Origin of the sequence: Actinopolyspora biskrensis (assembly GCF_013408175.1) — a bacterium.
Classification (GTDB): domain Bacteria; phylum Actinomycetota; class Actinomycetes; order Mycobacteriales; family Pseudonocardiaceae; genus Actinopolyspora; species Actinopolyspora biskrensis.
In genome coordinates, this window is record NZ_JACBYW010000001.1 from 714,370 (window position 1) to 735,265 (window position 20,896).

Sequence of the window (20,896 nt, forward strand, 5' to 3'; positions counted from 1 at the left end):
TGGAGTGTTATGCCGGGGAGCTCGGGCGGTCTCACGCGTCACATGTTGGTGAGACCTGTCATGATCCCGCTGTCGAGCGTCTCGTGTATTCGTTGGTGCCCCTCTTCGAGCAGTGTGTTGACCCGACGGGCATCGGGCGCTGCTGCCGTCACGAGCACCGCCGATTCGGCAAGGGGGGTGACCATGGCATGCCCGGATCCGGGACTGTTCGACAGCAGGAAGGGAGCGCACATAACTTCGCTCAGCTCGGGGGAGACGTACAGCAGGTTCCCCGTCGCCCGGTGATCGGCCAGTACGACCGGGCTGCTCCATGTGGGGTTTCCCGCGCCGAAGAGCAGTTCCTGGTCGAGAATCGGTTTGCCCGAGCGGGCGACCGTTAAACACGTCGCCAGTTTTCCCGGTGACTCCTCCGCTCGTCCGAGTACTTGCACATCACGCAGCAGGAGTCGTGCTTTCGGGGCGAGAGTGACGGAGTTCCTCATAATGAGGTCGCTTCCGGCCGCTGCGATAACGGGTTCCGGTGACCAGCACAACTCGGCCTCGTCACCAACGGTGATACGCGTGTCGTGCGTAGCGGTTCCCCCGTTGGGGCCGGCCAGGGCCAGTGCGCACCCGGCCGAGTCCACTCGCAATCGTGCTCCTGCTGACACGGTGGCATCGATGGTGATCTCGTCTCCTCCGAGCGGACCGGCCATCGTGTCGATGAGGGTGACATGGGCGTGATCTCCGCGTGTTCGTGAGTGGAACGGCACGAGAGCACCACGGCCGTTGAGAACGGGGAGGACGGTCTCGTCCCCGTCCCGGGCGGGAGCTGCGTGAATGCTCACGGAGGTGGCGACGGTGGACGTGGTGCTCATACCGTGTGCCGGCTCCGGAGGTGGAGTTGTTGGCGGGCCCACTGCGCGACTTCGTCGATACCGTCGGTTCGCGCCAGCGACGTGAACATCACGGGGAGCTCGCCACGTTGGGCTTTGGCGTCGTTGGCCATGGCTTCGAGATCGGAGCCCACGTATCGAGCCAGGTCGATCTTGTTGATGACGAGCAGGTCGGCGGTGGTCACTCCTGGTCCGCCCTTACGCGGGATGTCGTCGCCGGCGGCGACGTCGATCACGAAGATCTGCGCGTCGACCAAGCCTTGGGAGAAGGTCGCGGTCAGGTTGTCCCCACCCGATTCGACCAGGATCAGGTCGAGTGGCCCCCCGGAGTTCTCCAGCGTCTCGATGGCCTCGAGATTCGCCGAGATGTCATCACGAATCGCGGTGTGCGGGCAGGCCCCTGTTTCGACGGCGGTGATTCGTTCCGGTGGCAGCACCGCTTCTTGAATGAGGAATTCGGCGTCTTCCCGGGTGTAGATGTCGTTGGTGACCACGGCCAGATCGAGGTCCTCGTTCAAGGAACGGCACAGCGCGGCGACCGTGGCGGTCTTGCCCGATCCGACGGGACCTCCCAGTCCGATGCGCAATGCGCTGTGCCGACCGCGGGTGTGCTTCGGCGAGCCCGCGTGGGGCGGGGGCGTGGCGTGTTCGTGGTAGAGGTGCATGGTTCCGTTCCCTTCGGAGGCCGGTTGTTACGAGGCGAACAGACGTCGTTGCCAGGTGGCGTGCCATTCGGCGTTGATTTCCAGCAGCGGTGTCGCAGTTCGCGGGAGTGCGGTGATTCCGTGGCGCTCCGCTCGCTCGGAGCTCTCCACTGCTCGTGCTGTTACCGCGTCGAGTTCCGGTGCGAGCCGAGCGAGAATCCCGGAGGCTTCGAACGGGTCGATCCCCAGGAGCCGTATCGCTGCGGAAATCGGGCTGTTGACGGTTTCGTACGCGGACACGGCTGCCGCGTCCTCTCGGTGCAGACCGGCAGCGGCGGCGGCGAGACCGAGCACGATCGGTTGGTGCAGGCCATGTGGTCGCTCGGTTGCGAGTCTGTCCAGGGAGGTGTCGGGCCATGTGGCTCGTGCTGCCCGTAGCAGCTGTCTGCCGAGTTTGCGACCTGTCGCACGCAAGGACGGTGATGGTGTGCGTGCGTCGACGGCGTCGTCCAACAGGAGTGCGTCGATCCCGCTCGCAGCGGCGGCTGCGACGGCCGTCATCACCAGGCCGGTGGTATTCAACCGGGCCCGGCAGAAGCTCTCCAGGCTGTTGGCGTTCGTGATCTGCCCCAGGTGTACAGCGGCTTCGGCACCTCCGGAATGCGCGTGGTTGCCGGAGGGGAAACGCCCGTCGGCGAGGACGAGCAGCATCGCCTTGGACGAACTCGTGCCGGCGGCGGTATTGGTGAGCACTCGAAAGGACCTCCTGTGCGGAGGCGAATCAGAACAGGAAATAGCGCTGGGCCATGGGGAGCTCCCCGGCCGGGGCCGGTGTCTCGACAGCGCCGTCGATGGTGACGCGTTGCGCGTCGGGCTGGACGTCGACTTTCGGTGTGGCGGTGTTTTCCCTCAAGTCCTCCTTCGTGATCTGACGGGTGTCGTGAGCGACGCTGAATGCGGTGGCCAGGCCGAGACGCTCGGGAAGTCGTTCTTCCAGGGCGAGTTCGGTGACGAAGTTCAGCGACAGCGACGCGGGAGCGTCACCGACGGCTCCGTAGCTCGCTCGGGGAAGGACGGGTTGAGGTGTCGGGATAGCGGCGTTGGTGTCGCCGTTCTGCGCACGGGCGACAGCCCCACCTTTGAGAACTACGGAGGGTTTCACACCGAAAAACTTGGGGTCCCACAGGACGAGGTCGGCGAGTTTTCCTGTTTCGACGGAACCGACTTCGTGGTCGATGCCGTGTGCGATCGCGGGGTTCACGGTGTATTTCGCGACGTAGCGCCGGGCTCGTGCGTTGTCGGCTCGGGAACCGCTGTCGGGGAGGATCTTGTTCGTCTTCATGCTGTGTGCCGTCTGCCAGCTTCGCATCACCACTTCGCCGATACGTCCCATGGCCTGCGCGTCGGAGGACATGATGGAGATGGCACCGAGGTCGTGCAGCACGTCTTCGGCGGTGATCGTGCTGGTGCGGATCCGCGACTGCGCGAACGCCTTGTCCTCTTTTACATTGGGGTTCAGGTGGTGGCACACCATCAACATGTCCATGTGCTCGTCGACGGTGTTGATCGTGTGCGGCTTTGTGGGGTTCGTCGACGCGGGGAGAACGTTGTCGTGCGACACGAGTTTGATGATGTCGGGAGCGTGCCCACCACCGGCCCCTTCCACGTGAAAGGCGTGGATCGTGCGCCCGTTGATCGCGGCGATGGTCTCTTCGGCGTACCCGGATTCGTTGAGCGAATCGGAATGCAGTGCTACCTGGGCGCCGGTGGAGTCGCAGACCCGCAGGCACGCGTCCAGCGCCGCCGGGGTGGCTCCCCAGTCCTCGTGCACCTTGAAGCCGAGCGCTCCCGCTCGGAGTTGGTCGTACATGGAGGCTTCACCGAGGGTGCTCCCCCGGCCGAACAATCCGATGTTGACCGGGTAGGACTCCAGCGCCTCGAACATGCGGGCGAGATGCCAACTCCCCGGAGTGACGGTAGTCGCTCGTGTTCCCTCGCTCATGCCGACTCCACCACCGATGAGTGTGGTGACTCCTGACGCCAGCGCCTCGTCGGCGAGCTGTGGAGTGGTCATGTGTACGTGCGTGTCGATGGCACCTGCGGTGAGGATCTTCCCGTTCCCGGCGAGGACCTCCGTTTCCGGGCCGATAACCAGATCGGGATGTACTCCGTCCATCGTTTCCGGATTTCCGGCCTTGCCCATGGCTGCGATTCGTCCACCACGCAGGCCCACGTCCGCCTTGATCACCCCCCAGTGGTCCAGCACCAGGGCACCGGTGATCACCGTGTCCGGGGCCCCGCGGATGCGGGAGCGCACTGACTGGCCCATCGACTCGCGGATGACCTTGCCGCCACCGAAGATGGCTTCGGAGCCCGAATGTTCCGGGCCGCCGGCCAGATCCTGTTCGATCTCGACGAACAGTTCGGTGTCCGCGAGCCGGACTCGGTCACCCGTGGTGGGGCCGTACAGGTTGGCGTACTTCTCACGGGAGATCGTGGATATCGATTCGTTGTTGTCGGTCATCGGTCTTCTCCCGGCCCGTCCAGTGGTCCGCCAACCTGGCCGCGCAATCCGTAAACCACTCGCTCACCTCCGATGGGCACCAGCGCCACTTGTTCCTCACCGCCAGTGGGTTCGAAACGCACCGACGTGCCCGCCGCGATGTTCAGACGTTTGCCGTAAGCTTTCGTGCGTTCGAAGTGCAGCTTCGGATTGACCTCGGCGAAGTGGTAGTGCGAACCTATTTGGACGGGGCGGTCCCCGGTGTTCTTCACCGCCACCCACGTCACCGGAAGTTCTTTGTTGAACTCGATGTCCTCTTCGGCGAAGATGATCTGGCCAGGTATCATGGTGCTTCCTCCGGCTGTCGTGATGAGGTGGCACCGGACGTGGAGTCCGTGCCCGGCTCGTCATCCATCGGTGTCAGATCGTGCGGAGGTACATCAGCGGGTTTTTGGATGGGGGTGTGTACGGTGACCAGCTTGGTGCCGTCCGGGAAGGTGGCCTCCACCTGCACATCGGAGATCATCGAGTCGACACCGTCCATGACGTCGTCGGTGGTGAGCACCTCGCGGCCCGAGGCCATGATGTCCTTGACGGTCTTGCCGTCACGCGCTCGCTCCAGAATGTGCGAGCTGATCAAGGCGACCGCCTCGGGATGATTTAGTTTCACTTTTCTTTCCATGCGACGGCGTGCCACGTCGGCGGCGGTGTGGATCAGCAACTTCTCCTGCTCGTGCGGAGTCAGATGCATATCACGTCCTGTGCTTCCTCGCGCTCGATACCCGTGATCCGCCGGGGCGGATCGAACGGACGGAACCGTAACAACCGCTTCGTTCCAGCGGAATGAAGCCTCGTTTGGAGTGTGTCCCGACGAAACCGGTGGTCACAGTACTGTTGGTCGACTCGGAAACGCCGGTGGAACCGCCGGTCGGCGGTGCTTGTTACAACGAAGCAGCGGCAACGCCACACTTTCTGGTGATTTCTGGGCGAAGCATGTGCCGAATCGACGTGAACGGCCTCCGGTGACGTCGACGGCGCGGTTCGGTTCCCTGCGGATCAGGAGGTTCGTGTATCCCCACGGGGATCACGGTGCGGTGTCGAAGAAGGCGAATTCTTCGACAGGAACGATCGTAGTCAGGAGGCGCGGAGTGTCAGCAGAGGCTCAGTTCGAGGCGGGCCATCGCCATTGGGCCGCACCGCGGTCCTGTGTTGAGAGCCCGCCTGTAGGTGTGCCTCGTTCGCTCCGATCACCCGCCGAGGAGCCGGGGCTAAGGCCGCTGGGCCGGGAAGTCCTCCTCCCGGCCCGTCGATACCGGCCCGGGAGGAGAGCCGATCCCAGGCGAGGTTCTTTTGCGCGGAACTGAAAGACCCGTCCGGTTGGGGACCAGGCGGTGCGGGAGCGGGTGTTCCCGCACCTCGAGGTGGACAGCTGGTCCCACTTCACGCTCGATGTCGCCGACCCGTTGATCCGCGCCGCGCGGGATCGGGGCACTCGTGCGGTGACGATGGCGTGCTGCGCGAGTTGACTTCGATGTTGTTCGCGGCCCGCCACCTGGCAGCCGGGCCCCGGACGGACGTCCCGGATCCGCCGGTGCTGGACGAGCTCGACCGGTTCGGCATCGGCCGCGGTGTTGGAGGAGTGCGGCACCTTGTGCCGCGCTGGAGGGCGCGGACGTCTACCCGCTTGTCCCGGAGCGCGGGCTCTCCGGTCAATCACCATGAAGGTGGTACCTCGTTTGGAGCACTTGTGCGAGCCTGTTGATCACCCGCACACCCCAGACGGCAGGCCGCGACGGGTCGGCCCCGGTATTGGAGAAGCATGAACGTCGCAGTTCCGATGGACAGCCTCTTCACCACTGCGAGTCACGACCGTCTCCGTGATGAGGTGCGTCGCTTCGCTGACACCGAAGTGCGCCCCCACATCCCGGACATGGAAAGCTCCCGATCGGTCCAGCACAAGCTCTCCCGTCTGATCGCCGAACAGGGCTGGCTCGGCGTGACGATCGGGTCCGAGCACGGTGGCATGGGTCTGGGGCACCTGGCGAAAACCATCATCATCGAAGAGCTTTCGCGGGTCAGCGGCGCGATGGGCGCCATGGTGCAGGCTTCCCAGCTGGGCGTGGCGAAAATCCTGCACTTCGGGAGTGCGGGCCAGCAGCACCAGTGGCTCCCGAAGATCAGTGCGGGACGCTGCTTACCGACCATCGCCGTGACCGAGCCCGACTCCGGTGGCCACGTGCTCGGCATGACGGCAACCGCACGCCGCGACGGTGACGACTACGTCCTCAACGGACGCAAGGTCTTCGTCGGCAACAGTCACGTGGGCGATCTGCACGGCGTGGTGGCTCGTACCGGCGAGGGGTCCCGGGGGTTGTCGGCGTTCCTCGTGGAACCGGACCGCCCCGGGTTCTCCCTCGGGGAGCACCAGGCCTCGATGGGACTGCACGGTTTCAGTTACGGCGAGCTCGTCTTCGACGAATGCCGCGTCCCGGCCGGAAACCGACTCGGCGACGAAGGACAGGGCCTCGCCGTGGCCTACAGCTCCAGCATCCTCTACGGGCGGCCCAACCTGACCGCTGTCGCCCTCGGTATCCATCGCGCCCTGGTGGAGGAGGCCGTCGACTTCGCGACGCGGCAGTATCGCTACGGACAACCCCTGTCCCAGCTGCCGACGGTGCAGCAAAAACTGGGTCAGATGCAGTCCCAGCTGATGACGGCCCAGCTGGCCGCTTACCACGCCGCGCACCTGCTGGACAACGCGATGCCGTGCGATGCGGAGCTGATGAACGCCAAACTCGTCAACGTGGAGTACGCGCTCGACTCGGCACGGACCGCGATGGAGGTGCACGCCGCGTACGGGCTCGGTACCGACAGCCCGGTGGAACGCTATCTCCGCGACGCGCACCACATCTTCGCCCCCGCGGGCACCTCCGACATTCAGCGGTTACGGCTGGCCGAAACGGCCATGGGAAATTCGCACACCCAGTGGTCCGAGCGACTCGCCCCCCAGCTCGGCGTCTTTCCGCACTCGAGCTGACCCGCTGAAGTCGGGCCCCGTTCCCGCCGGTGTGCGCGTGATCCGGCGGGAACGGGGCCAGGTGGGAGGGTGCAGTCCGAGTGGCACTGCGCTACGTGCTCCTGTGGTGTCAGGACCGCTCGCGGCGGTGAATCAGCTCCATCACCTCGGCCGCGAACTTCTTGATCGTCTCCAGCTCGGGACGACCCCACGATTGAGTCTCGGGCGCGACGGTGCAGACCGTGCCCAGCGTCAGGCCCGTGTGATCGATGAGTGGGGCCCCCATGTAGGAGCGGATGCCGATCTGATCCACCACGGGGTTACCCGTGAACCGCGGGTACGAGCAGACATCGCCCAGGACGAGCGGCAGCCTGCGGGCCACCACATGAGGACAGAACCCGTGATCACGTGGCATCTCCCGGCCCGGTGTCATGGCGGTTTGTGCCGCTTCCATCGCGGCACTGGTCTGGGACTCGGACCGGGTGTACAGGCCGGTGAAGAATTGCCGCTGGCTGCTGATGAAGTTCACCATCGCGTAGGGTGCGCCCGCGGTTTCGGCGAGCCGGCGCGCGACGGCGTCGAACTGCGGGTCCGGTTCCTCCCGGATGCCGAGTTCCCGTAACCGCGCCGTTCGTTGCTCGACGTGCGGATCCGGCGGTGTGGTCACGAGGCGCATGTTGTTGTGGGGCATCGGTTCCTCCCGTGGGGTCAGGGGGTGGGCTGGGGCGCCGACGTCGTCAGGACGTACTCGAGCAGCGATATGAGTGTCCTCGTCGCGGATTGGGTGTCGCGGGCATCGCACAGCAGCAGCGGAACGCTCTCGTGGAGCGCGAGGGCGTTCCGCACCTCGTCGGGGGTGTAGTACATGGCGTTGTCGAATTCGTTGACGGCGACCAGGAAGTAGATTCCTCTTTGCTCGAAGAACTCGATCGCTCCGAAGCAGTCCTGCAGTCGGCGCGTGTCGGCGAGCACTATCGCGCCGACGGTGCCGCGGGACAACTCGTCCCACATGAACCAGAAGCGGTCCTGTCCAGGGGTGCCGAACAGGTACAGCACCACGTTGTCCTCGGGGAAGGTTATGCGGCCGAAGTCCATGGCCACAGTGGTCGTGGACTTGCGCTCCACGCCGGCCAGACTGTCCGTGTCGAGACTGGCGGTGGTCAGGTGTTCCTCCGTGCTCAGCGGCTCGATCTCGCTGGCCGAGCCGACGAAGGTGGTTTTCCCGACACCGAAGCCGCCGGCGATGAGAATCTTGAGCTGCCAGGGGAACGCGTCAGAGTCGGGTCTTGAGCCCATTGAGTACCGCCTCGATCAGATCCGTGGTGACTTCAGCGGTCGCGGTGGGGTCGTGAGTGGTTACCGCGCCGGTGCCGATGAGATCGGAGAGCAGGATTTTGACGACCACTGCTGGCTGCCGCAAGTGTCCTGCCACTTCGGCGACCGTGGTCGGGGAGTGGCACAGCCGCAACGTCTGGGCGTGTTCGGGCCCCAGCCGGTCGCAGGCCACCCGGCCGGTGCTGCGCACCATGGACAGGAGTTCGAGTGTTGCGCTGGGGTGGGTGCGCCCGTTGGTGACGATGTACGGACGCACCCCCTGTGCCCTCGAAGGGTGGTCATCGGGAGCGCTCATACTGGCTAGCTTTCCTCCGGCGTGGAGTGCCGCGACGGTGTGGCCAAGCTGTTGGGCACTTTCTTTCCGAGCTGCTGCATCTCGTAGCTGAGAACTCCGGCGTTGACCTTGCTGTCGGCCAGGACGGTGAGGATGCTGCCTGCACTCGCGGCCGTGATGGCCAGGATGGTGCCGTCGTCGAGTTCGGCGTTGGCCTGGCGCATCCCCTGCCTCCCGCCGAAGCACTTCCCCACCTCCTGGACCAGCGAGCACAGCGGGCTGGCGAGGGAGGCCAGCTTGTCCGCCTCGTCGCGGTCCAGGCCGTAGTAGAACCGCGGTATCGCATCGGTGGACAGTAAGAGAGCGCTACGCGTGTGGGGAACCTGGTTGACCAGGTTGCTGAGCAGCCAGGTCAGATCCTGGGGTTGAGTCACGATCGACTCCTCGGTGTCGTTCAGTTGGAATTCGAGTGGTCTTCCCGACTTCCGGAGGTTCCTGGATCACCGGTGTCGGACTGGCCGAAGGCGCCCAGCAATCCCGTGTTGTGTCCGGGGATCGGGGTGACGCTTTCTCGCCGTTCCTGCAATCCGGCAGGGAGGTTGTCTTTGCCGGGTCTGCGCTGAGGCAGATCCGAAGCGGCGCCTCGGGGGCGATGTCCGCCCGTGGTCGAGCTCGTCGTCTCCGCCGGTGGGCGGTATGTCCGTGGGGGCTGCGGGGCCGGTTCCGAAGGGGACGGTGTCGAGGCCCGGGCCGGTTCCGGAGGGGGCGGGACCGGGGCCGCTGCCGGTTCCGGTTGCGGAGGCCCCGGGACCTTGTCGTGTCCACCGGGAGACGGTGCGGGGGCGGGCTCTGCTACGTCGCCCGTCCATCGCGTCATACCGGGACGGACGGAACCGGGGGCCGGCTCGGAAGGCACGTTCGGGGACGACGTCGTCGGCAGCTCCTGAGCAGGCTGACCGGGCTGCGCGGGTTCCTGGGGCGGGGTGCCGAGCAGGCTGTCCGGCAGGAGGACGACCGCCTCCATGCCTCCGTAGATGCTGGTCTGGAGGCGGACCTTGATGTTGTACCGCTGGGCGAGGACCCGGACCACGGACAGTCCGATCCGTCCGTCCGCGAGAAGCTCGTCGAGGTCGACTCGATCGGCATCATCGAGCAGGCGGTTGTACCGCTGGATCTCCTCGCTCGTCATACCAAGACCGCGGTCCTGAATTTCGATGGCCAAGCCGGCGGTGACGGTTTCAGTGCGCAACACCACCGGAGTGTTGTCCCTGGAGAATCGGGTGGCGTTTTCGAGCAGCTCCGCGAGCAGGTGAATCACCTCCGCGATGACGGGGCCCTTGAGCGTCCCCTCGACCGCGGCCATCTTCACTCGGGAATAGTGCTCGATCTCAGCCACGGCCGAGCGCAGCACTGTCTGCAGGCTCACGTCTTCCTGGGACTGCCGCTGCGGTGCCTTGCCGCCGAGTATGGCCAGGTTCTCCGCTTGCCTCCGGGACAGGTTGACGAGGTGATCCACCCGGAAGATGCGTCCGAGAAGCTCGGGGTCTTCCACCTGGTGTTCCGCCTCGTCGATTTCCGTGATCGCCCGGTCGGCCATGGACTCCAGGCGGCGCGCCAATTTGGCGAACGCCGCCTGGAGTCCGTCGTTGCTGTACGGCGAGGAGGACGGCGGATCAGCGGGGGAAGGCGCTTCGGTGGAGGTGGCCGCGGTGCGGCGAACGCTCTCGTCGTGCTGTCGTCGGAGCAGCCCAACGACGTTCTTGGCCCGCTCGGCGGCGATGAAACCGATCAGCAGGGCCACCGTCACCCCGAGAGCGCTGATCGCGAGTGCGGCTATCCAGTAGGAACGATCGACGGCCACGAGCATCGCCATGCCGGCGCCCAGCACTGCTGTCAAGGGCACCGTCGGCAGCAGAGCGAGCCACGTGATGCGCCCTCGCAGGTCCGCGGCAGCTTCATCCGAGCTCTCTCTAGGGGCGTGGTCCTCGGAAAAACCAGTGGTAGGTAAGCGTTCAAACATCGAGGTCCTCAACGCGGCGGTGTACGAAGGACAGGCGTCATGGCGTCACGCATGAGGCGAAGGACGTGAAATACCCAGCTCACCCTATTCCGCGTCCCCAGTCGCAGTGCAGCCGATCATGTCCGCCACTCCTAGAGGTGTCATTGGATGGAGTATCCTGCGTGATCTTGCGAGCGCAGATCGTACCTCAGTGAGGTGTGCGTGCTCGGATCCGCTGCAGTGAGCAACCACGATCTTGTGCCCAGCGAGTTTCTCGCCGAAGGCCGCTCCGAATCGATGGCGGGATCGGGCGTCACGGCCACCGGCGGATCCCCGGCCGGGGTGCCGGAGCCGGAACCGTCTTGCCTCGGAGTTTTTCCCACATCGGATGTCCACCACCGACGGCCGGCCCTGGCGGGCGCGGACCGAGTTCGTGCGCTGGCACGGCAACGACCGGGAATTCCGCCACCGGTCGGGACGTGCCCCGCGGGGACTGAACCTGTCCGGTGAGATTCTGCGATCGGTGATTCCGTTCCCGGCTGGTCGGCAGATGCCGGAGGAATTCCTCGGGGAGGCGGGATAGGCCCACTCGCTTACCCGTGTCGGGACGGAAGCGCCCGCACAGTCGCTATTGGACGGAAACAGCGGGCTCGGCCTGTGGAAACGGCTCCTCGGTATCGAACGCTTCAACAGCGAGGCGCCTCCAAGCCGCGTTTCCTCTGACTCGGTGCCCACCAACCGCCCACCCGCCCCGACGGCCGACCGCGTTCTCGGCCTCGTGAATCACCACGTCCGGAAGGCGAAGAGCGGGTTTGGCTAGAGTCCGGATCATGGAAACCTACGTTGTGGATGCGTTTACCGGCACACCGTTCCGTGGGAACCCGGCCGGCGTGGTGGTGCTGGAGGAGCCTGCCGAGGATTCGTGGATGCGGGCCGTGGCTGCCGAGCTCAAGCACTCCGAGACCGCGTTCGTCGTAGCGGGCGTCCCTGAAGGAAGGCCAAAGCCGTTGCGCTGGTTCAGCCCGACCACCGAGGTCGACCTGTGCGGGCACGCGACGTTGGCGACCGCACACGTGCTCGGTGGTCAGCAACGCTTCGACACCAGTAGTGGCGAACTGACCTGTGAGGACCTCGGGAACGGTTGGATCGGGCTGGACTTTCCCGCCGATCCTCCCGACGTGACCGAGGTGAGTGCGGAGCTGGCTGCGGGACTGCCCGGTATCACCATCGAGCGGGTCGCGCGGGGTTCGTTCGACGTCCTGGTGCGTGCTGGATCGGCGGCCGAGGTTCGTTCCCTCGTCCCCGACCTCGAGGCGATAGCACGGGTACCTGTGCGCGGGGTGATCGTCACCGCTCCCGGTGACAGCGATGGCATCGACTTCGTGAGCCGCTTCTTCGCCCCTCGCTACGGCATGCCCGAGGACCCGGTGACCGGTTCCGCGCACTGCACTTTGGCTTCCTGGTGGTCGGCCGAGTTGGAACGGAGCGAACAGGGGACGGAATTCGTCGGGGAACAGGCCTCGCCGCGCGGTGGAGTGGTGCGGACGACTCTGCGAGGAGCACGGGTCGGTCTGTGCGGCAGCGCGGTCACGACCCTCAAGGGGCAGATCGTCGTTTAGGCAGTGTGGACCGCTGCCGTGCCGGACGCTGGCGGGCACTTCGGGAACGATTCGAGTTGCGGCATTGAATCAGCTGGTCACGGACTTGGCTCTGGTTGTGTGTTGATCGGGTTCCGAGAGAGTTGAGCTGGCCTGCCGTGCGGGCGGGAAAGTCGTCGACGTGGGGAAACGCTCCGCGCCGCTCGTGAAGGTTGCTCGCATTCTTTGAGGGTATTCCTCCATCGGAACAACCGATTCCTCCGGTTGATCGAGCGACTACGTGGATTTCGTGTCCGTCCTTGACGAGGGAGACCTGTCTCCATCAGGCTAAGCGCGTTGATCACGGTGCGCTCACGGAGTGCTGTCTGCTGCAGGAAGGAGGTGCCACTGTGCGCCAGGGGGTGGACACAGGCCGGGCCTGGGTGGTGCTTGGTGGGGCTACGCTGGGACTGTTCGTTGCCTTCGGCATCGCCTACAGCTACGGTGCGTTCTTCACCCCGCTCGCGACCTACTTCGGTGTCGGCCCGGGGCTGGCTTCGGTGTTGTTCTCCATCACGTCCTTGCTGTTTTTCTGCTTGGGTGTGGTGACTGGTCCGTTGGCCGACCGGGTGGGCCTACGGCTGGTTCTGAGCGTGGGGGCAGTCGTTCTCGCCCTCGGTTTGGTGGGGGCGTCGCTGGCGCACACGGCCTGGCAGGCTTATCTCGCCTACGGATTCGGCGTGGGGCTCGGTGTCGGTTGCCTCTACGTGCCCGTGGTCAGCGCGGTGGGCAGCTGGTTTGCCCGGTACCGGGCGTTGGCCACCGGTGTCGCTGTCAGCGGAATCGGCCTGGGCACGGTCGCCGGACCTCCACTGACCGCATGGCTGGTGGGGCAGATCGGGTGGCGGCACGCTTTCCAGATCTGGGGGGTCGCGGGGCTGGTCCTGCTGCTGGTGGCCATCGTGCTGCTTGCTCCCGCACCGGAGTCGCAACGCTCCGCCACCACGAAAGATCCCGCCGTTGCTTCCCGCGGGTTCGTGCGGTTGTACGTGTCAGTACTGCTGATCAACTGTGCGCTGTACGTCCCCTTCGTCCATCTGGCCCCATCGGCGCTGCGGCTGGGGTTGTCTCCGGTGACCGCCGCGGCTCTCGTCTCGGTCATCGGGGCTGCCAGTATCGCCGGGCGGTTGCTACTGGGGGTGGCCGCCTCGCGCTACCGCACGATGACTCTGTTCCTGGCCTGCTACGCGTGCACCGTCATCAGCTTGCTCATCTGGGCCAGTGCAACGGGATACCCCCAGCTGCTGATTTTCACGCTCGTGATGGGGGTTGGGTATGGAGGCTACATCGCGCTCACACCGGTGATCCTGGCCGAAGAGTTCGGTCCGGCCGCACTTTCCCGGCGCCTCGGGATCGTTTACACCGCCGTGGGTGTCGGTTCCGCTGCCGGACCAGCCATGACCGGGTTCATCGTCCAGAGCACGCATTCGTACGCTACGGCAGCCTACCTGCTGGCCGCCTTTTCTCTCGCCGGATTCCTCATATTGGCTCCGAAAAGCGGTCCGGCGAGTCGGCAACTTGAGAACAGCGTCAGCGACGGTGCTGATGCCGCTGTCAAGAAGGATTCCTGAAAACAGGGTCAGGATTGATCCGGCAAACATAAACAGGGATATTTATGTCTATCGATGATTCCATGAATGCTGGTGCTGGTGCTGGTGCTGGTGCGACCTCCATGGAAACGAACACTCATGATTTGTTCGGACTCGAAGGTTGCCCGCAGCGGATCAACCGGTCTTTATCGTTGAACCTGACAGATCATACCTACCTGCCCAAGGCGAAGGACCCGCGACGTGACTGGGTTGCTTCTGTGGCCCTTCCCGCGCTGCGGAGCTACGCGGCGGTTCACGGAGAATCCTCCGTCGATACGTTCGCAACTATAGGGACTGGAGCCGGAACCGACGTGCTCGCCGCCATCGAGACGCTGAATCCGTCCACCGCTCTGGTGACGGATTTGCACGAAGAGGTCGTCGAGCACGCCGTTGACAATATTCGACGTAATGTTCCCGATTCGAGCATGCATACCGTGGAAGGATATGTAGGGCATCTGGGAGAGCCGCTTACGGCGCACTCCGGAACGATCGACCTCCTTTACGAGAACCTGCCGAACATTCCCGCGCCGACGCACGTGGACTTGGCGGCCGGACAAGCAACTTCCAGCTTTTTCGACACTTCCGCGCTTGCGGGGGTACCCGCAGGGGCACATCGCTATTTGCTGGCACTCCACTGCGCCATGCTCAACCAGGCTCGGACGCTGTTGAGTCCTTCTGGACGTGTTGTTTGTTCTATCGGTGCACGCGCTCCGTTGACAGAAATACTCGACGTTCTCAATTCGACTGGTTTTGACACCGAGCTGCTCGGCTACACGTGGAAAATCCAATCCGAGCCGGAGGAGGTGATCGGAGGGTATGTTGACCAAGAGCGCAAGGGGGGTGGGCCGTTTCACTTCTACCCCGTCGATGCGCTGGCCCGGGTACTGTCTCCGTACAGCCCACAGCAGGCCGCTGGGCAAGCCAAAAAGATCGAGCAGGACCTGGCTGGTTCCGCATTCGATGTCGATACGGCTTTCGAGGCCGTGAAAAGGGGCGACCCCGTCGGGCACACCGTTGTTGCTGTACAGGCCGCTCCCGTCGACTGAGGGCAAAAAACCTTGCACGTGAAATTTTAACGTGTTTGGGAGCGCGGTGAAGTGCTTGAGGAGCGATGGCCTCTTCTGTGAATGTTCAGAGTCACTGAAGCGGTAATTTCGTGGGAAGAGGAGGTCGTCGTCCTGCTTTTCTGGGTGTGCTCTTTTTCGCGGGGAAAATTTCCTGCGTGCCGGTGAAGTGCTGTGTCTGACGAGGTCAGCCGAGAAAAGCGGGCTGCATCGGGCCGTGCTGGATGAACTCGGTGCTCGAAGGTGGGTTCGACGGATCGGTGACCGGGCTCGGTCCGGTCGACCGCGGCGAGCCCGGATCGAAGGTCCAGCTGCTGACCGGTCAGCCCGGGACCCCGTTGGCGGTGGTCCTCTCGGCAGCCAGCACCCCACGGCAGAAACGGGTTGAAGCCCTCGGTCGGGGCCACCCCGCAGGTGCGCTCCCGGAGTGGACCGCGCATGGGCGGGTCCGCCGGGCTGCACGTTGAAAGAGCCTACGACCACCACGTCTTACGCGGATGGATTCGAGTCGAGGCACCGCTCCACGCGCCCGTACCGGTCCCGGCACGAGCGAAGAACTCGGTCGCTGCCGCTGGAGGCGAGCGCAGCTCGGCCCGGCCGCCCGGCTGCCGCCGCCTGACTCACCGCTGCGAACGTCATGGGCACCTCTTCGACGCGTTCCTCACGTTCGCCGCCGCCCCTGCCCACTACGGGAAATCGACCACACGAGACACCGTCTCACTCGTACGCGTGCCCGTTCAGCAGTGCTTCCGCTGCTGTACGGGCACGCGCGGCCGGACTGCTTTTCCTGCTCATCTCCGAGACCACGATCCCCCCTTCCATCAGGACGAACAGCTGTTCCGCCAATGAGTCCGGGTCCTCAGCCCCGGAATCCGCAACCAGTTTTCTCAGGATCCGGTAGAAGCTGTCCTTGTGGGATTTGATGGCCTTCATCGCTTCTGGCCCCTGGCTGTGCTCGCTGTGCGCGTTGATGAACGCACATCCATGAAAATCGGGGTCCTTGACCCATTCGGCGAACATCTCGAAAAATGACAGAATTTTTTCCTTGGGGGTCTGTCCGGGTTCGTTGATGCGCTCCATGAGTTTTTGGTGCCACCAGGTGTCGCGCTCCTGCAGATAGGCGGCTACGAGGTCGTCTTTTGAGTTGAAGTTTCGATACAGCGTCATTTTGGCCACGCCGGCCTCCTCGATTACTGTATCGGTGCCAACATTGTTTATGCCGTGTGCGTAGAACAGTCGGTGGGCGGCCCCCAGCAGTCGTTCACGTCCAGAATTAGTGCGAGCGCTCATGCCCTGATAGTAACCCGAATTGCGGACAAGGGGGGCGGCCAGGGCACGGCTGAGCGACTTTTGCGCAGCGTCGCCGTCACGGTCGAGATCCCCGTAGAACCTGTCCGCAAGATCAAGTAATATCGCAGTGACCGCGCTCTCGGACCGGGAGACCGTGAAAATGCCCGTCGAGAGCCGCATCCGACGCACCCTGTGAGAGCCCGACGTGTCGCGTTGGGGAGGCGGCGCCAGCAAATGAGGTTGGTGGCGAGTGCCAGGAAGCCGTGATGGATGTCAGCACGTCGCTCCCAGCGGGTGCCCGGACGCCGAAACTGATGCAGCAGGGCCGTGGTTCGTTCGGCACCCCAGCGCACGGTTTGGTCGTCGTCGCGAGTCCTGCGCCGACCGGTGAACGGCTGGATGCCCCGGTCCCGCGGGTGGGCACGGCAGGTGCTGTGGTCGTAGTCGCGGTCGGTCACGAGAGCTTCGGGTTCGCGGCGCGGTCGTCCGCACCGCCCGTGCACTGGTGGGAACGCGTCGAACCGCGTGCGGCCGGCCGAAGACACCGGCGGCCCGCCAGCCCCGCGACCGTCGCCAGCACGTCGTCCCGGCCCCGAAGCCCAACTCCTGGGGCAGGTCTTCCCGGGCGATGCCCGCAGGCAACACGAACAAGATCCCTCACGGGGTCAGGCGATCCGGCAGCGGGTGAGGACCTGCTTGAGGTGATGGCCGGGGCCCGGCCGGGGTGTGCTCGGGGGTGGACGGGAGCCCGGGCGCCGGCGCCAACCGGCACTGGCCCCGGAGCGGCGCAGTTTCCGCTGCGAGCGCGTTCGACCGGTCGGGAAACCCCAGCACGCTCCAACGGCTCACCGTCGTCCGCCGGGGTGTCGGCTACCGCCGGGAAGGCCCGCTCGCGGAGGGCTCGGCGGAGGTCGCGGAGTGCTGCTCGGAGTGTTCCGGCGGTTCCGCTTCGTCTCCCGTGGCGGGCTGGGAGTCGCGTGCGCACGGGCTCCTATAATCCTGGCCGCGCTGGTGTCGTCGTTCTGGGGCGACGCGCGGGAACCGTGATTTCAGGAAAGGGGATCAGTGAGTACACAGGCGGAAACGTTCGAATTTCAGGCGGAATCTCGCAAATTGTTGCAGTTGATGGTCCACGCCATCTACTCGAACAAGGACACGTTCCTGCGCGAGCTCGTTTCCAACGCCTCGGACGCGCTGGACAAGGTGCGGCTGGAGTCCTTCCGTGACAAGGACCTGGAGGTGGACACCTCCGATCCGCACATCCTGCTCGAGGCCGACAGGGAGAATCGCACGCTGACGGTGCGCGACAACGGTATCGGGATGTCGCGTGACGAGGTCCAGGAGCTCATCGGCACGATCGCGAAGTCGGGCACGGCCGAGCTCCTGCAGCAGCTCAAGGAGACCAACGACGGCGCGGCCGCCCAGGAGCTGATCGGCCAGTTCGGACTCGGGTTCTACGCCAGCTTCATGGTCGCCGACAGGGTGACGCTGCTGACCCGCCGGGCGGGCGAGAGCACCGGCACCCGGTGGGACTCGACCGGTGAGGGCACCTACACCATCGAGACGGTCGACGAGGCCCCGCAGGGGACGGCGGTGACGCTGCACCTGAAGGCCGAGGACCAGGAAGACAGTCTGCTCGACTACACCGACAGCACGACGATCACCAACATCGTCAAGCGTTACTCCGACTTCATCTCGTGGCCCATCCGCATGGAGGTCGAGCGCACCGACTCCGAGGGCGAGACCACGCGGCAGGTCGAGACGATCAACTCGATGAAGGCGCTCTGGGCGCGCCCCAAGGAGGAGGTCGCCGAGGAGGAGTACCGCGAGTTCTACAAGCACATCAGCCACGACTGGAACGATCCGCTCGAGACGATCCACCTGCGGGCCGAGGGCACGATCGAGTACCAGGCGCTGCTGTTCATCCCCTCGGTCGCTCCCTTCGACCTCTTCACGCGTGACCACAAGCGCGGTGTCCAGCTCTACGTCAAGCGCGTGTTCATCATGGACGACTGCGAGGAGCTCCTGCCGGAGTACCTGCGCTTCGTCAAGGGTGTGGTGGACGCGCAGGACCTCTCCCTCAACGTCTCGCGGGAGATCCTGCAGCAGGACCGCCAGATCCAGATGATGCGCAAGCGCCTGGTCAAGAAGGTCCTGTCCACGGTCAAGGACATGATGAGCGCGGACCCGGAGCGCTACGCGAAGTTCTGGGACCAGTTCGGCCAGGCCGTCAAGGAGGGGCTGCTCAACGACGTCGACAACCGCGAGCAGATCCTCGAGATCGCCTCCTTCGAGTCCACGCACGATCCGGAGAACAAGACGACGCTGCGTGAGTACATCGAGCGGATGAAGGACGGTCAGGACAGCATCTACTACATCACCGGCAGTTCGCGGTCCAAGGTCGAGAACTCCCCGCACATCGAGGCCTTTCGGGACAAGGGCATGGAGGTGCTGCTGCTGACCGACCCGGTCGACGAGATGTGGGTGGAGTCGGTGCCGGAGTTCGACGGCAAGCCGTTCCAGTCGATCGCCAAGGGCCAGGTGGATCTCGACGAGAAGGACGAGGACGGCAAGGACTCCGAGAAGGCTCAGCAGGAGCAGGAGTTCGCCGACGTGCTGTCCTGGATGACGACCAAGCTCGCCGACGACGTGAAGGAAGTACGCCTCTCCTCGCGTCTGAGCACGTCACCGGCCTGCGTGGTCGGCGACAGCAACGACATGGGGCCGACCCTGGAGAAGATGTACCGCGCCATGGGCCACGAGGTGCCGCCGGTGAAGCGCATCCTCGAGGTCAATCCCAACCACCCCCTCGTGAGCGGGATGCGCGACTCCTACGACAAGAACGGCCAGAGCCAGGAGCTGGAGGAGACGGCCGAGCTCGTCCACGGCATGGCGCTGCTGGCCGAGGGCGGTGAGCTCCGCGAGCCCGCGCAGTTCACCAGTCTGCTGGCCAACAGGCTAGCCCGGACGCTGTGAGCACGTCGTCTCGTCGGGGCCGGGGAGCGGTCGCTTCCCGGCCCCGACAGGGGCGCGTGGGACGGGTGTGGTCGAGCGTGCTGCCTGCAGCGCGATCGGCGCGGCGAGACTCCGGCTGGGGATTCCCACCCGAGCCGCCAAGCAGTCCGATCCGTGCCGCTCTCCGCGCCCGGTCACGCCGGTGACGGGTATCGCTACAGCTCCGAGGCGGAGGCGGTGGTCGGCCTCAGTGGCGCCGCAGGGAGCCGCCGGCTGGGGGAGCGTAGGCAACTTTGCTCCATACGAAGTCGGCGGCGAATGCCACTGCCGCGGTGCCACAGAGCAGCTCGACCGAGTAGGCAAACGCCAGCGGCCCGACCCATTTCCGGCCGACCTGGTCGGCGACGGTCGCGGCGTAGACGGGGCCGAACACTGCTGGTACCACCAGCATCGTGATGGCCGGGTGCGGCCACCGGACAGCGGTTACTACGATCAGGGCCACGGAGGTCAGGAAACCGGCGGTCCGCCACGTCGCGTCATGGTCCTCAGCCAGTCCGGACCAGAGCAGCCAGCACCCCGCGGTGGCGATTCCTACCGCGACGGTCATGCTGATGTGCCGTGCCGTGCGCCGTCCGTGGTTCTTGTCGCGCATGTTCCGAGCATGACAACGTGTCGCTGATATCAGCCGGGGTGGTTCGGCACCGAATGCCGGTCACCCGGGCGGAACCGTTCCGGTGAAGCTGGCGGTCGAGCGCGTCACCGGTGTCGTGTTCGTCGAAGTTGTGCTCGACGAGGTCGGGTGTCGTTCGAAGTCGATATCCGTCTCGTCGTACAGGAAGTTCTTGCCGGGGCCGCTGCCGATCCGCTCGGGTTCGGTTCCGTTCTCGTTGCCCGGGTACGAGACGCAGAGTCCGTGTTGGGGTCACCAGGGGCGCACGCCGCCGTAGAAGGTGTCCTCGCTGAGCTTGTGCGTCTTGCGCATGACCCTGTCGGGGTTGTCCCCGGTGTTGCCCTCGATCAGGGTGACGTTCTCGCCCCGGACCTCTTCGACCACACCGATGTGGTGGCTGGAGTCGGGGGTCTCCGGGCCGGTGCCGAACAGCAGCACGTCGCCCGGCCTGGTCGTCTCCAGCTGCGCGCTGCCGTAGGCCGTGCCCTCGGTCTGCCCGGTCGTGTAAACGTCGCCGGTGAAGGCGAACTCCTCGTTCTCGACGTCCACGCCCGCCCTCTCCCAGGTCGACATGGCGAACAGCGCGCACCAGGGCACGCACTGCTCGGAGTACTTCTGGCAGCTCTTCTCGGCTTCTTCGGTGCCGAGCTCGGCCCGTGCTGCCGTGACGATCTCCTCCTGCACGGTTCCGGGTGCGGCCGTGATCGCCGGCGCTGTCTGCTCCCCCGCCGGATTCTCGGAAGGAAAAGGCGCGAGCACGGCCACCGCGGTCGCGGCCGCCACCGCCAGGCGCGTCACGACGCCCAGCACGGCCACGCCCCCGCGGGGCCGGCGCGCGGCCGGTTCGCTGGTCCGATCACCACGGTGCGCCACCGGCTACCTCCTCCCGCCTGGTGCTGCCGGGCTCACCCCTGGTGTTACCCGTTCTTCCGTGGTGGCAAGCACCTAGGGGGGGACAACGAGGTCAGCAACCGCTGACCACGCAGCGGTGCGCGTGCCGCCGCGCGTTCTCGGCCGGGGCGGTCCCCGTTGCCGACGGGGAGGA

At 65.3% G+C, this 20,896-nt stretch carries 19 protein-coding genes and 2 pseudogenes; 6 read left to right on the forward strand and 15 right to left on the reverse strand.

The annotated features are described in order from the left end of the window. Positions 1-38: 38 nt before the first annotated feature. The 6 genes and pseudogenes from FHR84_RS03120 to FHR84_RS03145 form a co-directional block, all read right to left on the reverse strand. Positions 39-857, reverse strand: a complete 819-nt coding sequence (locus FHR84_RS03120) for an urease accessory protein UreD (RefSeq protein ID WP_179533880.1) — start codon at positions 855-857, stop codon at positions 39-41. Continuing rightward, entirely contained in the window at positions 854-1,540 is a 687-nt protein-coding gene (gene ureG / locus FHR84_RS03125) for an urease accessory protein UreG (protein WP_179533881.1), read from the reverse strand. Before ureG ends, FHR84_RS03120 begins: the two co-directional genes overlap by 4 nt. Positions 1,541-1,567: 27 nt before the next feature. Continuing rightward, on the reverse strand, positions 1,568-2,230 hold the full coding sequence (locus tag FHR84_RS03130) for an urease accessory protein UreF (RefSeq protein ID WP_179534393.1): 663 nt from the start codon (positions 2,228-2,230) through the stop codon (positions 1,568-1,570). 70 nt (positions 2,231-2,300) lie between these two features. Further along, positions 2,301-4,043 (reverse strand): urease subunit alpha, encoded by a 1,743-nt coding sequence (locus FHR84_RS03135; protein WP_218861905.1) that lies wholly within the window; start codon positions 4,041-4,043, stop codon positions 2,301-2,303. Next, complete coding sequence (locus FHR84_RS03140) at positions 4,040-4,369, reverse strand: urease subunit beta (protein WP_179533882.1); 330 nt, start codon at positions 4,367-4,369, stop codon at positions 4,040-4,042. Before FHR84_RS03140 ends, FHR84_RS03135 begins: the two co-directional genes overlap by 4 nt. Positions 4,370-4,476: 107 nt before the next feature. Beyond that, positions 4,477-4,773 (reverse strand): annotated as a pseudogene (locus FHR84_RS03145) (urease subunit gamma); the annotation flags it as partial. 1,068 nt (positions 4,774-5,841) lie between these two features. Here FHR84_RS03145 and FHR84_RS03150 point away from each other — a divergent pair. After that, complete coding sequence (locus FHR84_RS03150; protein WP_218861907.1) at positions 5,842-7,059, forward strand: acyl-CoA dehydrogenase family protein; 1,218 nt, start codon at positions 5,842-5,844, stop codon at positions 7,057-7,059. A gap of 109 nt (positions 7,060-7,168) precedes the next feature. Here FHR84_RS03150 and FHR84_RS03155 read toward each other — a convergent pair whose 3' ends face one another. Genes FHR84_RS03155 through FHR84_RS03175 form a run of 5 tightly spaced genes read right to left on the reverse strand, consistent with a single transcriptional unit; the run spans position 7,169 to position 10,550 of the window. Beyond that, a complete protein-coding gene (locus FHR84_RS03155) occupies positions 7,169-7,729 on the reverse strand; it encodes a GAF domain-containing protein (protein WP_179533884.1) in 561 nt (186 codons plus the stop codon). Between the two features lie 17 nt (positions 7,730-7,746). After that, the gene (locus tag FHR84_RS03160; protein ID WP_179533885.1) at positions 7,747-8,334 is read right to left on the reverse strand and encodes a GTP-binding protein; all 588 of its coding nucleotides are present in this window, start codon (positions 8,332-8,334) and stop codon (positions 7,747-7,749) included. Further along, on the reverse strand, positions 8,312-8,668 hold the full coding sequence (locus FHR84_RS03165; protein WP_179533886.1) for a DUF742 domain-containing protein: 357 nt from the start codon (positions 8,666-8,668) through the stop codon (positions 8,312-8,314). Before FHR84_RS03165 ends, FHR84_RS03160 begins: the two co-directional genes overlap by 23 nt. Before the next feature lie 5 nt (positions 8,669-8,673). Beyond that, positions 8,674-9,081, reverse strand: a complete 408-nt coding sequence (locus tag FHR84_RS03170; protein ID WP_218861908.1) for a roadblock/LC7 domain-containing protein — start codon at positions 9,079-9,081, stop codon at positions 8,674-8,676. Positions 9,082-9,101: 20 nt separating this feature from the next. Further along, positions 9,102-10,550, reverse strand: coding sequence for an ATP-binding protein (locus FHR84_RS03175; RefSeq protein ID WP_179533887.1), 1,449 nt, complete (start codon positions 10,548-10,550; stop codon positions 9,102-9,104). A 926-nt stretch (positions 10,551-11,476) separates the two neighbouring features. On the opposite strand from FHR84_RS03175, the gene FHR84_RS03180 reads away from it, so the two are divergent. The 3 genes from FHR84_RS03180 (at position 11,477) to FHR84_RS03190 (ending at position 14,918) form a co-directional block, all read left to right on the forward strand. Beyond that, positions 11,477-12,265, forward strand: a complete 789-nt coding sequence (locus FHR84_RS03180) for a PhzF family phenazine biosynthesis protein (protein WP_179533888.1) — start codon at positions 11,477-11,479, stop codon at positions 12,263-12,265. A gap of 368 nt (positions 12,266-12,633) precedes the next feature. Next, a complete protein-coding gene (locus FHR84_RS03185) occupies positions 12,634-13,854 on the forward strand; it encodes an MFS transporter (protein WP_179533889.1) in 1,221 nt (406 codons plus the stop codon). A 44-nt stretch (positions 13,855-13,898) separates the two neighbouring features. Then, the gene (locus FHR84_RS03190; RefSeq protein WP_179533890.1) at positions 13,899-14,918 is read left to right on the forward strand and encodes a class I SAM-dependent methyltransferase; all 1,020 of its coding nucleotides are present in this window, start codon (positions 13,899-13,901) and stop codon (positions 14,916-14,918) included. A 735-nt stretch (positions 14,919-15,653) separates the two neighbouring features. Here the strand turns inward: FHR84_RS03190 and FHR84_RS03195 are convergent. Further along, entirely contained in the window at positions 15,654-16,406 is a 753-nt protein-coding gene (locus FHR84_RS03195; protein WP_179533891.1) for a TetR/AcrR family transcriptional regulator, read from the reverse strand. Positions 16,407-16,786: 380 nt separating this feature from the next. Then, a pseudogene (locus FHR84_RS23455) lies at positions 16,787-16,883 on the reverse strand (IS5/IS1182 family transposase); the annotation flags it as partial. Positions 16,884-17,144: 261 nt separating this feature from the next. Between FHR84_RS23455 and FHR84_RS22725 the strand changes: the two are divergent. Beyond that, positions 17,145-17,273: a hypothetical protein gene (locus FHR84_RS22725; protein ID WP_281361182.1), complete on the forward strand. Its 129-nt coding sequence runs from the start codon at positions 17,145-17,147 to the stop codon at positions 17,271-17,273. Between the two features lie 18 nt (positions 17,274-17,291). Next, positions 17,292-19,202 carry a molecular chaperone HtpG gene (htpG, locus tag FHR84_RS03200; RefSeq protein WP_179533892.1) on the forward strand — a complete coding sequence of 637 codons (1,911 nt, stop codon included), beginning with the start codon at positions 17,292-17,294 and terminating at the stop codon, positions 19,200-19,202. Between the two features lie 226 nt (positions 19,203-19,428). On the opposite strand, the gene FHR84_RS03205 is transcribed toward htpG, so the two are convergent. Beyond that, the gene (locus FHR84_RS03205; RefSeq protein ID WP_179533893.1) at positions 19,429-19,833 is read right to left on the reverse strand and encodes a hypothetical protein; all 405 of its coding nucleotides are present in this window, start codon (positions 19,831-19,833) and stop codon (positions 19,429-19,431) included. Positions 19,834-20,103: 270 nt separating this feature from the next. Next, on the reverse strand, positions 20,104-20,724 hold the full coding sequence (locus FHR84_RS03210; protein WP_179533894.1) for a CHAP domain-containing protein: 621 nt from the start codon (positions 20,722-20,724) through the stop codon (positions 20,104-20,106). Between the last annotated feature and the right edge of the window lie 172 nt (positions 20,725-20,896).

What these genes read in the sequence shown, in the direction of transcription:
- FHR84_RS03190 (WP_179533890.1), top strand. Translation starts at nt 13,899, where the DNA reads ATGTCTATCGATGATTCCATGAATGCTGGTGCTGGTGCTGGTGCTGGT.
- FHR84_RS03195 (WP_179533891.1), bottom strand. Translation starts at nt 16,406, where the DNA reads ATGCGGCTCTCGACGGGCATTTTCACGGTCTCCCGGTCCGAGAGCGCG.
- FHR84_RS03140 (WP_179533882.1), bottom strand. Translation starts at nt 4,369, where the DNA reads ATGATACCTGGCCAGATCATCTTCGCCGAAGAGGACATCGAGTTCAAC.
- FHR84_RS03135 (WP_218861905.1), bottom strand. Translation starts at nt 4,043, where the DNA reads ATGACCGACAACAACGAATCGATATCCACGATCTCCCGTGAGAAGTAC.
- FHR84_RS03180 (WP_179533888.1), top strand. Translation starts at nt 11,477, where the DNA reads ATGGAAACCTACGTTGTGGATGCGTTTACCGGCACACCGTTCCGTGGG.
- FHR84_RS03130 (WP_179534393.1), bottom strand. Translation starts at nt 2,230, where the DNA reads ATGCTGCTCGTCCTCGCCGACGGGCGTTTCCCCTCCGGCAACCACGCG.
- FHR84_RS03165 (WP_179533886.1), bottom strand. Translation starts at nt 8,668, where the DNA reads ATGAGCGCTCCCGATGACCACCCTTCGAGGGCACAGGGGGTGCGTCCG.
- FHR84_RS03205 (WP_179533893.1), bottom strand. Translation starts at nt 19,833, where the DNA reads ATGCGCGACAAGAACCACGGACGGCGCACGGCACGGCACATCAGCATG.
- FHR84_RS03120 (WP_179533880.1), bottom strand. Translation starts at nt 857, where the DNA reads ATGAGCACCACGTCCACCGTCGCCACCTCCGTGAGCATTCACGCAGCT.
- FHR84_RS03150 (WP_218861907.1), top strand. Translation starts at nt 5,842, where the DNA reads ATGAACGTCGCAGTTCCGATGGACAGCCTCTTCACCACTGCGAGTCAC.
- FHR84_RS03160 (WP_179533885.1), bottom strand. Translation starts at nt 8,334, where the DNA reads ATGGGCTCAAGACCCGACTCTGACGCGTTCCCCTGGCAGCTCAAGATT.
- FHR84_RS03155 (WP_179533884.1), bottom strand. Translation starts at nt 7,729, where the DNA reads ATGCCCCACAACAACATGCGCCTCGTGACCACACCGCCGGATCCGCAC.
- ureG (WP_179533881.1), bottom strand. Translation starts at nt 1,540, where the DNA reads ATGCACCTCTACCACGAACACGCCACGCCCCCGCCCCACGCGGGCTCG.